The following is a 9,872-nucleotide window of genomic DNA, read 5'->3' as shown; positions in this document are numbered from 1 at the left end:
CTAGTAGGGCTTGGTCAGGTGCACTCGCTGATGGCGTGTCCTTGGGTCCGTGGGCGCGTTGATGGTGTGTGACACCTGGGGAGATGGATCAGGTCCGGGAGGACTTGGCGGCGTTCACGGCGGAGATGTTCGAGGCGTTCACACGCTCGGATCAGCATCGCTGGGGGCAGGCGTATGTGCGGGGGCTGCTGCTGGACGGGCGACGCAAGTCGGTCGAGCCGATGGCGGCCCGGCTTGGCGAGGACGGCAATCGGCAGGCCCTGGCGCACTTCGTCACTTCCAGCCCGTGGGACCCGGCCCACGTGCGGGCCCGGCTGGCATGGCGGATGCAGGAAGCAATCGCGCCGAGCGCGTTGATCGTTGACGACACCGGTTTCCTGAAGGACGGCGACGCTTCGGCGTGTGTGTCCCGGCAGTACACCGGCACCGCGGGCAAGGTCACCAACTGCCAGGTCGGGGTCTCGGTGCACCTGGCCCGGGACCATGCCTCTACGCCGGTGAACTGGCGCCTGTTCCTGCCCACGTCGTGGGACCCGGCCTCGCCGCAGGCCGACCCGCTCAAGGTGGCCCGGCGTGAACGCTGCGCTATCCCCGCCGACTTGGGACACGTGGAGAAGTGGCAGCTCGCCCTGGACATGATCGACGAGACCAGGTCCTGGGGCGTCGAGGTGCCCCTGGTCCTGGCCGACGCCGGCTACGGCGACACGGTCGCCTTCCGCCTGGGTCTGAACCAGCGCGGCCTGCACTACGTGGTGGGCATCTCCAGCCGGCCCGCCGCCCATCCGGCCGCCGCCCACCCCATTACACCGCCCTACAACGGCATCGGACGACGGCCCGTCGCCAGGTATCCCGACCCGGCCCGCAGCGTGAAGGCACTGGTCATCGAGGCGGGACGGGGTGCGGCCAGGCCCGTGTCCTGGCGCGAGGGCTCACGCCCCGGCCGGGGCCGCACCGGGTTGAAGCGCATGTACTCGCGATTCGTGGCCCTGCGGATCCGCCCCGCCGGACGCGAGATCCGCGAGGCCACCGAAGGTGTCGAGCTGGCCGAATGCTGGCTGCTGGCCGAGTGGCCCGCCAAAGAGGCCGAGCCGGTGCAGTTCTGGCTCTCCGACCTGCCCGCCGACACCCCGCTGACCACCCTGGTCCGTCTGGCCAAGCTCCGCTGGCGCATCGAACACGACTACCGGGAGATGAAACAAGCCCTGGGACTTGCCCACTTCGAGGGCCGCACCTTCAGCGGCTGGCACCACCACGTCACCCTCGCCTCCCTCGCCCACGCCTTCTGCACCCTGCGGAGACTGACCCGTGCCCCAAAAGAACCGGCAGCGGTCTGACCCTCTACCAGGTCGTCCGCGAGCTGCAGTTGCTCCTCAGCACTTGGGCCGGCGCCTGCCCCACCTGCCACCGCGACATACCCACACCAATACGAACCTGACCAAGCCCTACTAGTGCTNAGCTGCAGTTGCTCCTCAGCACTTGGGCCGGCGCCTGCCCCACCTGCCACCGCGACATACCCACACCAATACGAACCTGACCAAGCCCTACTAGTGCTGAGCCTTCTTGCGGTGAGCGCGGATGCTGGCGGGGGCTCCGAGGTAGTTGCAGTCCACACCCGGGCACCGCTCCCAGTTGCCGTTCTCGACCGCGGCCTCGCGGACGCCGTTGTCGGGCCCGAAACCGTGGTGCGCGATGAGTCGGGCGACGGAATTGTCGTACCGGGCTGCCAGGAGGGCGGCTTCTGCGATCTTGTCGTGCCCCTGGGAGAAGAAGGAGCCGAGGCCGACCTCGGTCCCGCATCCGCACCAGCAGGTACCCGTCGGCATGAGCCGGGATTCGCTCTTAGTCATGCCTTCAAGGTACTCCTTCTAGGAAGACAGTCAAGAGCAAGCGGCTAGGATTCCCTTCTAGCGAGCTGTTGCCGTCGCGGTAAATACCGGATTTACCGCGACAGGGCTCCCGGCTGTCGTTCGGCGGCGGCAGCGAGTTGACCCGCCAGGTCCTTGAGGGCTTGGCGGAGTTCGTCGGGGCTGTGGATGGTGAAGGGCCACTCCAGCGAGGCGAGCAGGTGTGCCATGCCGTCAAGGCGTTCCGCCCGTGCCTGCATCAGCACGCCGACGGCTTGGGCGGTGAGCGTGACAGCCGTCCCCGGCAGCCTTCGGGCGATCTCGTCGAGAGGGCCGTGGATCGTCACCTCGACCTGCCAGCGGTAAGGCCCCTGGGCGAGGGTCGCAGTGAGGTGGGCGACCGGGTCGAAGCCGTCAGGGGTGGCGAAGGTCAGCGGGCGGGGGGTGACGGAGGCGATGCGGTCGATGCGGAAGGTTCGCAGGTCGTCGCGGAGGTGGTCGTGGCCGACGAGATACCAGCGGCCGGTATGGAAGACCACGCCATAGGGGTCGATGTCGCGCTCGGTCTCGGCCTGCCGCCAGGACAGGTACTTGATGCCGACGGTTGTCTTGGCACGCGAGGCCTGTGCCAGAGCCAGCAGGACACCGCTCCCGGGTGCCTGCGCGCTCACGGCGTTGGCGGTGAAGGAGAGAGTCTCCCGCATGGCGGCGAGCGGCTCCCGCAGGGCCTGCGGAAGCACCCTCTCGATCTTGGCCCGGGCGCCCGCGCCGGCCAGCACCGTCGTACCCATCCCGAGCCGTTCGGCCGCGAGGAGTCCGAGGACGACCGCGAGGGCCTCGTCATTGGTGAGCACCAGGGGCGGCATCCGGTAGCCGCGGGCCAGTCGGTAGCCGCCGTAGCGGCCGCGCTCGGCCTCCACGGGGATGCCCAGGTCGCGCAGGTGCGCGACGTACCGGCGGACCGTACGTACATCGGTGTCCAGCCGGTCGGCCAGCTCACTCCCGGTGAGCCCGGCGTTCGACTGGAGCACTTCCAGCAGGGTCAGCACGCGGGTCAGGGGATGCGACATGGATCACTCGACATTTCAGGGCTGATTCTGTCCTGTATCGATTCTACGCTCCCCGCAGCACCTCACTTCAGGGAGATCACATGACCACCTTCGTACTCGTTCCCGGCGCCTGGCTCGGCGCGTGGGCCTGGCAAGACACCGCCGACGCTCTGCGGGAGCACGGCCACACGGCGCTGCCGTTGACACTGACCGGCCTGGCCGAGCGCGCCGGGGAGGGCGGGCCCCAGACGGATCTGGACACGCACATCGCGGACATCACCGACTTCGTCGAGAAGAACGACCTGCGCGAGGTCACCCTGGTGGCGCACAGCTACGCGGCCGCCCCCGTCACCGGGGCGGCCGGGCGACTCGGCGACCGGCTGGAGCGCGTGGTCTACGTGGACAGCGCCCCGTTCGCCGAGGGCATGCGCATGCTCGACCTCATGCCACCGGAGGTAGCGGACCAGCTGAGCCAGCAGGTCGCGACCCGCGGCGACGGTTGCTGGCTCCCGATGCCGCGGTTCGCGGTCCTGGGTCTGTCCAGCAGCCTCGACGGACTGGATGAGGACCGGCGGGACGTGCTGAGCGCACGTGCCACCCCTCAGCCGTTCGGCACCTACACCCAGCGCCTCGCCGGTCCGGTCGAACCCGGCCCCGGCGTGGACCGTGTCCTGGTCGCCTGCCGCGACTTCCAGGGACTGCTGGATGCCGGGGTGCCGATGCTGGCCTTCCTCAACCACGCGCCGTGGCGGCGCTTCGACCTGTCCACCGGACACTGGCCAATGCTATCGGCGCCCGCCGAGCTCGCCGACACCCTCCACACGGCCGTCTCCTGACCGAGACGGGTACACACAGCCCATGCTTGCCCACGAGAGCGTCCGCGGGCTGCGGGCCCGCGCGCAGGCCCTGGCCGACGGAGTGCGGGAAGCCTCCGCCGCGGCGGTCGCCCGCCCGGTCTTCGCCATCCAGGCCCAGGACGCCATGGCCGCCGGCCTGGGCATCCGAGTACGCGGGCGGAACATCACGGCCACCGGCATCCGCGCCGCGTACGAGGACGAGCGGAGCATCGTGCGCGGCTGGTTCATGCGGGGCACCCTGCACACCATCCCCAGCTCGGATGCCCGCTGGGTGCTGCGGCTGCTCGCTCCCCGCATCCTCGCCGCAACCAGCCGTCGCTACCACCAGCCCGGCCTGGACGACGACCTGCGCCAGCGATCCGACCGTCTCATCCGGCGCGCTCTTGCCACGCACGGACCGCTCACCCGGCCCGAACTGACGGAGCACCTGGCCGCTGTCGGCGTTCAGCCGGACGGGCAGGCACCGTTCCACCTGATCTGCCACGCGGCACTCACCGGAGTCCTCTGCCACGGTCCTCGGCGCGGTGTGCAGGCCACGTATGTCCTGCTCGACGACTGGCTGCCGGCCGGCGCCGGGGACTCCCGGCGGGAGGAGGACACGGTCGTCGCCGAGCTCGCCGACACCCTCCACACGGCCGTCTCCTGACCGAGACGGGTACACACAGCCCATGCTTGCCCACGCCGGTCACCCTGGCCCGCAGGGCCTGGAAGACGCTGACGCAAACCGGCTCGATCACCGAGTACGGCGCGCTGAGCGTGCCGACCGAGCGCGCGGAGGAACTTCGGGACCGCCCCGGCACCCTTGATGTGCGGATGCTGCCCGCCTACGACAACTACCTCGTCGGCTACCGCGGCCGAGAGTTGTCCGTTCCCGCCGCTCACCATGGCCGGGTCTGGCCGGGCGGCGGCGTCATCCGTCCCACGGTTGTCGCGGATGGCCTGGCCATCGGAACGTGGGCCCGCCGCGATGCCAGCCGTGTTGTCCAGGTGGACGCATTCGAGCCCCTGTCGTCGCAGGTCCAGGCCCTGGCCGACACGGAAGCCTCAGCGGTCACCGCTTTCTGCGGCCTCCCGCCAGAACGGGTCTGGGCCTCCCAGAGGCGCAGATACGGAGCGGCCGGGGCACCGTAGCTGTGCCCCGGCCGCCGTCGAGGCGGCGGCTTCCTACCAAGGTGAGTCGACGGTCCGGACGGAAACAGCTGATCATCGCAAGAGCGTCCGGACGCTTGCGAGTATCGCGCGCGAGCCAACTGGACGATCAAGGAGCGATCGATGCCCACCAACTTCCTGACCGAGGACCAGGCCGTTATCTGTACCTGGCCTTGAGAAGAGCCAAGCTGAGCAGGTCAGCTACCTCGCTGACAGTGTCAGCGAGGTAGCTCCCCTGCGCTTCCGGACCGGGTCGCGGTGACATCCCCTGTCCACCAGTCCGGCTTGTCGGTGGGCGTCCAGGCTATGGTGACCGGCCGTTGGAAGGTGTCCTCGATCCACTGGCGCATGGCCTCCCGAGCGGACTCGGGTGAACCGTCGGGCGATTCGTTGGGAAGCGCGCCGTCCAGGACACCGCCGGGCGCGGCGAGGTAGACCGCGAAGCGCCACTTGAGTGGGGTCCTGAACAGCACGACCGTGGCGGGTCGGCCCAGTCGGCTGCGCCAGTCCTGCCTGGGCCTGGACATCAGGTACTTGCCTTCCACTCGTCGAGCTTGATCTTCACCTGGTAGTTGTGGCCGGCATGCCAGATGACTTCGCCGCTGACGCGGGTTCCGATCAGCGGGAGCACCGCATCCCGGGGCATCGCCGTGATCTCGGCCAAGCCGATCGCGTCCGGGGCGTTGTCGATGGTCATGAAGACGCCGAAGGGTTGGCGGCCGACGACCTCGCCGGTCAACGAGGTTCCGACGGGCAAGGCCAGGCAGGTCGCAGACCAGGCTTCCCGGGACCGAGCTCCGGCCTCGACGCCGTTGTCCGGCCACGAGTATTCGTCCATGCGCCGATCATGACATGCGCCGGTTTCGCCTCGAACGGGTTCGTCCAGGGCGGACTGGGAGAGCATCAGTTGCGTTGGGCCGCGGACTGTGTGGGGATGCGGCGGCGAAGGTCGCGGAGTTGCCCGAGCGCGACGGCGAGCTCGGTCCGGAGCCGCTCGTTGTCCTCGTTGAGTTTCCGGTTGGCGCCCCGCAACGCGCGCACGATGGCTTCATGGGACTTGGTGGTGATGCGCTCTTTGTCGGGCAAGGCGGGTCGGCCCGAGGTGGGCTGTCTGCTGGCGAGGGCCCGCAGTCTGGCCAGCAGGGCTGACTGGGCGTCGTCGTAGAGGAACGTCCGGGAGACTCCCGCTCGGGAGGCGACGCCGGCAACGGTGACGGGCCCGCCGTTGCGCTCCAGGCTGTCGAGAGCGGCTTGGACGCGGGCGATGCAGTCCAGGCGCCGCTGTTGCGCGGCCTCGGCCAGGTGGGTCGAATTGTCAGCCCGCATCGGCTGCCTGCGCAATGGTCTGGTGGCCGCTGCCGCTCTTGTTCGCTGGCGGGGCCAGCTCGTCGCGTTCCTGGTTGGTGATGCTCGCGATGACATGCTCGACGGCGGTGGCCAGACGTTCATTGACGCCGACAGCGCGGGGACGTGCTGCCGCAGCGGCACTGGCCTGCAGCGCGCGAGTGCGGGCGAGGTGTCGAGGTGGATCGGCAGGAACTGTCGATCGGTTTGGAAGTCTTCGCAGAAGTAGCAGCCGTCGGCGGCGGTCTTGGGGCAGGGGCGCGCAATGTGCCGTCCGCACCAGCCGCCGGCCACCGCGTGGAGTCGGCGCCCGATCTTCTCGGCGAGCCACTCGACGCCGGACAGGTCGGCGTCGCGGCGGACCTTGACGGCCTCGCCCTTGAGGTTGAAGCGGACCTCGTACTTCTCCTCGTATTCGCGGCGAAGGGTGTCGTCCGCGATGCGCGAGTAGTGCTCCTGCGTCTCCCAGGACGTGTGACCGAGGACTTCGCGGATGGTGCGTCCGGACACGCCCGCGTTCGCCATTCTGGTACCCAGGGTGTGCCGGAACTGGTGCCAGTTGACGATGGCGGCGTCGCCGTTGGAGTCGACGAGCCGGATGCGCTTCAGCCAGGCGTCGAAGCGGGTGTCGACCGTGCCGTAGGGCATCGGATACTTCCCGTCCGGGTTGCCGCTGACCTTGGGGAACAGCCAGTGGCAGCCGTCGCTGAAGCGTTCCCGGACGCGGCCGTGCTGCCCGCGGATAGCGTCCACGACCACGCGGGAGGCGGGGATGGCGCGGAAGCTCTTGTCCTTGCTCTTGTAGTGGACCAGGGCCCAGCGGCCCGACGGGGTCTTCTTCAGGCAGTCGGTCTTCAAAGTGAGTGCCTCGCCGATACGGAGCCCCTCGTCGCGGCAGATCAGCACCAGCGTGCGGGTCTCGGGGTCGAGCAGGGCGAGGTTCTCCTCGGACTCGATCTGGTCCATCAGGTACTCGTCGATGAAGTTGGCCTTCAGCCCGCGCTGGCGCGGGTACTCGTCCCGGTGGATCCGGGCATCCGGCGGGAGCACGGGCTGCCAGCCGTAGCGACGCCAGGTTTCGAGCATGGTGGAGATCACCGACAGCAGGCGGATGCGGCTGCCGGGGCTCACTGGCTGCCCGTAGTGAGGGCCCTTCTTCTCCACCGTCCTGCGGCCGACCCAGCCGATGTACGACTCCAGCAACGCACGGTCCAGGACCGCCGCGTCGTTCTGCTGGTCGGGGCGGCTTTCGGCGATGAACCGGGAGAAGACAACGACGTCATGGACATTGCGTGCGACCGAGCGCAGTTCCGTGCGCACGAGCCGCAGCCGCATGTAGCGCCTGGTTCTCTCCCGTAGCCAGGACTGGGTGATGCCGGTGAAGTCCAGTGGGGCGACCTGTCGCCGTTCCTCGATGCTGTAGCCGAGGCGTTCCGGACGCCACACGTCCCTGTCCCACTCCTCAGCAGGGCCGTCAAGGTCACCAAGGGCTTCCAGCAAGTCCGTGAAGAGCTGCGGAACGGTGGTGTGGTTGAGCGACAACTGACGCCAGTGAAAGGCAGGGTGGTCGCGTACCGAAGTGACGCCCTCGGCGATGACGGTGTTCACCGCGCGGACCCAGGAACTGGGAACCACCTTCGACGGGCGGGAACCTCTTGGTGACGCGGCATCAGCGCCGAGTTCGATCGTGTGGGTGCTCCATGGTCCAGAACTCATGGAGTGCCATCCTGCCAGTGACGAACGTGGACACGGCGGGGTCGGTCAATCTGTGCCGACGTCAAATGCCCTTGAGGATGCGACCGAGTGCCGACCGGCCCGCGGGCCCCCACTCTGGCTTGCCGCCGGGCAGGCCGAGGTCCCCGTTCTGGCCCATCAGCATCAGGAACAGGCTCTTCACCACGGCGAGCCCGCGGGCCCGCCGCACCGCCGCCTCATCCGCCTGCGCGTAGTTGTTGAAGAACCGTGCGGCGCCGCCTGCGGGGAGCAGGAGCCAGGCTGCTGTGAGGTCCCAGGCGGGGTCGCCGGCGAAGAGGGCGCCGAAGTCGACGACGCCTGCGAGGGTGCCGCCTGCGACGACGACGTTCGCGGGGTGGAGGTCGCCGTGCACCCACACCGCCGGGCGCTCCCAGTGGGGAGCCGCGATGGCGTCGTCCCACACGGCCCGGATGTCGTCCTCGGAGACGGGGCCGAGGTCCACCGCCTGCAAGAAGTGCTCGAAGCCGGGAGTGCAGTCCTTGGGGTGGGCTCCGAAGTCCGAGGCCGGGGGTGCATCCGCGGGGGCCTCCACATGCAGCGCGGTGAGGAAGGCCGCCAGGGTGTCGGCCGCGTGGTCAGTACGGGTGATGCAGCCGTGGTCCAGGGGCGTGCCCTCGACCCAGGTCATGACGGTCCAGATCTTGGGGAACCGCTCGGACGGTGCACCGTCGCGCACCGGTGTCGGGATCGGAAGCGGCAGGCGCGGGGCCAGGACCGGCAGCCAGCGGCGTTCCTTGAGCTGAAGTTCGGGGGAGGTGTCCATCCGCTGCATCCGGACGGTCAACTCGTCCCCGAGGCGCCACATCTGGTTGCCCCAGCCGCCTGCCACCTCACGGATGGGCATGTCAGCCAGGTCGGGGTGCTGTTCCCGCAGCAGGGCCCGGACCAGACCGTCAGTGATCTCAATCTCGGATTCGATCATGCCCAGTCACAGTAGTTGAGACAGGCGGCGCCGACCCTGGCCTTTGGGAGATCCAGCAACGCTGCTGGATCTCCCACTCGCAGATGACGGTCCCGACGGCCTTGTCCATGACCGGACGCTACGACCCCAGACCTCCAGGAGCGACCCAATTCCAAGTGCCGTTCGGACCACCACACAGGGATGCCGTCGATGTCTCTGAGACATTTCGCAGTCTGGAGAAGGTCGGGCTTCACACCGTCTCTGAGCAAGGTCGCGGCACTGTGGAGCAACACGCCGGTCACAGTCCGCCTGGACGACCTGGACATGATCTGCGCGGCCTTGGGTTGCACAGTCGCTGATCTGTTGGAGGCGGAGCCGGTGGCGGTGGTCGAGGGGCTGCCGCAAAGCCTGCCGCGTGCCGTTGGCGAGCAGGGATCTGGGGGCGGGCCGGTCCGCCCGACGCCGCGCAAGAGTGGCGGACCGCGGTCGCTGCCGCCGAATTGAGGGTAGGGCCGGTGAGGGAGTGGACGGTCCGGCAGTGTGCGTCCTGCCTGGGCTGGGGGCCGACCAGGCGGTCCCGGGAGTGCAGGGGCTGTCAGTCCTGGCGGCAGAGGTATCCGAGTGGTGGTGTCTGCGGGAGATGCCGGCACGAGGGCTACCCGAACAAGGAGCGGCTCTGCCGCAGTTGTGTGCTGGCGATCCGCCTGGACACGGACACCGAGTGGCTGCTGGCCCCTGACTCGACGCGGCCGCGGGCTCTGCAACTGCTGCTGGTCGGGGTCGCGGCCCCCGCGGCCCAGCCCTTCTCCAAACCCGATTTCCGCAGCGGCCAGGGGCGCGAGCGGTCGGGCTTCGTGGAGCAGGTCCAGGCCGCCGGGCGGGAGATTACCGACGATCCACGCGTCTGCCCGGCTGAGATTCCGGGCCAGCTGACGGTGTTTCAGATGCGACGCCGACTGACGGCGGAAGCGGC

Annotated in this window: 11 protein-coding genes and 1 pseudogene; 6 read left to right on the top strand and 6 right to left on the bottom strand. The window is 69.0% G+C overall.

The annotated features are described in order from the left end of the window. The first annotated feature begins 68 nt into the window (after positions 1-68). A complete protein-coding gene (locus tag ASC99_RS07975) occupies positions 69-1,334 on the top strand; it encodes an IS701 family transposase (protein ID WP_157531430.1) in 1,266 nt (421 codons plus the stop codon). A 210-nt stretch (positions 1,335-1,544) separates the two neighbouring features. On the opposite strand, the gene ASC99_RS07970 is transcribed toward ASC99_RS07975, so the two are convergent. Then, on the bottom strand, positions 1,545-1,847 hold the full coding sequence (locus tag ASC99_RS07970) for a hypothetical protein (protein ID WP_235502972.1): 303 nt from the start codon (positions 1,845-1,847) through the stop codon (positions 1,545-1,547). Between the two features lie 92 nt (positions 1,848-1,939). Further along, the gene (locus ASC99_RS07965; protein ID WP_057229825.1) at positions 1,940-2,914 is read right to left on the bottom strand and encodes a YafY family protein; all 975 of its coding nucleotides are present in this window, start codon (positions 2,912-2,914) and stop codon (positions 1,940-1,942) included. 80 nt (positions 2,915-2,994) lie between these two features. On the opposite strand from ASC99_RS07965, the gene ASC99_RS07960 reads away from it, so the two are divergent. From ASC99_RS07960 to ASC99_RS39660, 3 genes are read left to right on the top strand one after another with little or no spacing between them, the layout of a single operon-like run. Next, positions 2,995-3,729, top strand: a complete 735-nt coding sequence (locus ASC99_RS07960; protein ID WP_057229823.1) for an alpha/beta fold hydrolase — start codon at positions 2,995-2,997, stop codon at positions 3,727-3,729. 22 nt (positions 3,730-3,751) lie between these two features. Continuing rightward, the gene (locus ASC99_RS39665) at positions 3,752-4,396 is read left to right on the top strand and encodes a DNA glycosylase AlkZ-like family protein (protein ID WP_063857016.1); all 645 of its coding nucleotides are present in this window, start codon (positions 3,752-3,754) and stop codon (positions 4,394-4,396) included. 26 nt (positions 4,397-4,422) lie between these two features. Next, positions 4,423-4,881 (top strand): DNA glycosylase AlkZ-like family protein, encoded by a 459-nt coding sequence (locus ASC99_RS39660; protein ID WP_063857015.1) that lies wholly within the window; start codon positions 4,423-4,425, stop codon positions 4,879-4,881. 236 nt (positions 4,882-5,117) lie between these two features. Here ASC99_RS39660 and ASC99_RS07950 read toward each other — a convergent pair whose 3' ends face one another. From ASC99_RS07950 to ASC99_RS07935, 4 genes are all read right to left on the bottom strand, one after another. Beyond that, positions 5,118-5,426 carry a hypothetical protein gene (locus ASC99_RS07950; RefSeq protein ID WP_057229822.1) on the bottom strand — a complete coding sequence of 103 codons (309 nt, stop codon included), beginning with the start codon at positions 5,424-5,426 and terminating at the stop codon, positions 5,118-5,120. Continuing rightward, entirely contained in the window at positions 5,426-5,803 is a 378-nt protein-coding gene (locus tag ASC99_RS07945; RefSeq protein ID WP_157531429.1) for a hypothetical protein, read from the bottom strand. Before ASC99_RS07945 ends, ASC99_RS07950 begins: the two co-directional genes overlap by 1 nt. Next, positions 5,803-7,851: a DUF6262 family protein gene (locus tag ASC99_RS37020; RefSeq protein ID WP_162257864.1), complete on the bottom strand. Its 2,049-nt coding sequence runs from the start codon at positions 7,849-7,851 to the stop codon at positions 5,803-5,805. Before ASC99_RS37020 ends, ASC99_RS07945 begins: the two co-directional genes overlap by 1 nt. 169 nt (positions 7,852-8,020) lie before the next feature. Then, positions 8,021-8,920: an aminoglycoside phosphotransferase family protein gene (locus tag ASC99_RS07935; RefSeq protein WP_057229817.1), complete on the bottom strand. Its 900-nt coding sequence runs from the start codon at positions 8,918-8,920 to the stop codon at positions 8,021-8,023. Between the two features lie 180 nt (positions 8,921-9,100). Here ASC99_RS07935 and ASC99_RS37015 point away from each other — a divergent pair, with 180 nt between their 5' ends. Continuing rightward, positions 9,101-9,403 carry a helix-turn-helix transcriptional regulator gene (locus ASC99_RS37015; protein WP_082598162.1) on the top strand — a complete coding sequence of 101 codons (303 nt, stop codon included), beginning with the start codon at positions 9,101-9,103 and terminating at the stop codon, positions 9,401-9,403. Positions 9,404-9,588: 185 nt separating this feature from the next. Further along, a pseudogene (locus ASC99_RS39350) lies at positions 9,589-9,872 on the top strand (hypothetical protein); the annotation flags it as partial.

This window comes from Kitasatospora sp. Root107 (assembly GCF_001424875.1).
Taxonomy (GTDB): domain Bacteria; phylum Actinomycetota; class Actinomycetes; order Streptomycetales; family Streptomycetaceae; genus Kitasatospora.
This window is presented reverse-complemented; position numbering and strand designations above follow the sequence as displayed.

Excerpts from the sequence above, each read along its gene's own strand:
- ASC99_RS39665 (WP_063857016.1), top strand. The coding sequence starts at position 3,752 with ATGCTTGCCCACGAGAGCGTCCGCGGGCTGCGGGCCCGCGCGCAGGCC.
- ASC99_RS07950 (WP_057229822.1), bottom strand. The coding sequence starts at position 5,426 with ATGTCCAGGCCCAGGCAGGACTGGCGCAGCCGACTGGGCCGACCCGCC.
- ASC99_RS07970 (WP_235502972.1), bottom strand. The coding sequence starts at position 1,847 with ATGACTAAGAGCGAATCCCGGCTCATGCCGACGGGTACCTGCTGGTGC.
- ASC99_RS07965 (WP_057229825.1), bottom strand. The coding sequence starts at position 2,914 with ATGTCGCATCCCCTGACCCGCGTGCTGACCCTGCTGGAAGTGCTCCAG.
- ASC99_RS07935 (WP_057229817.1), bottom strand. The coding sequence starts at position 8,920 with ATGATCGAATCCGAGATTGAGATCACTGACGGTCTGGTCCGGGCCCTG.
- ASC99_RS37015 (WP_082598162.1), top strand. The coding sequence starts at position 9,101 with ATGCCGTCGATGTCTCTGAGACATTTCGCAGTCTGGAGAAGGTCGGGC.
- ASC99_RS07945 (WP_157531429.1), bottom strand. The coding sequence starts at position 5,803 with ATGCTCTCCCAGTCCGCCCTGGACGAACCCGTTCGAGGCGAAACCGGC.
- ASC99_RS07960 (WP_057229823.1), top strand. The coding sequence starts at position 2,995 with ATGACCACCTTCGTACTCGTTCCCGGCGCCTGGCTCGGCGCGTGGGCC.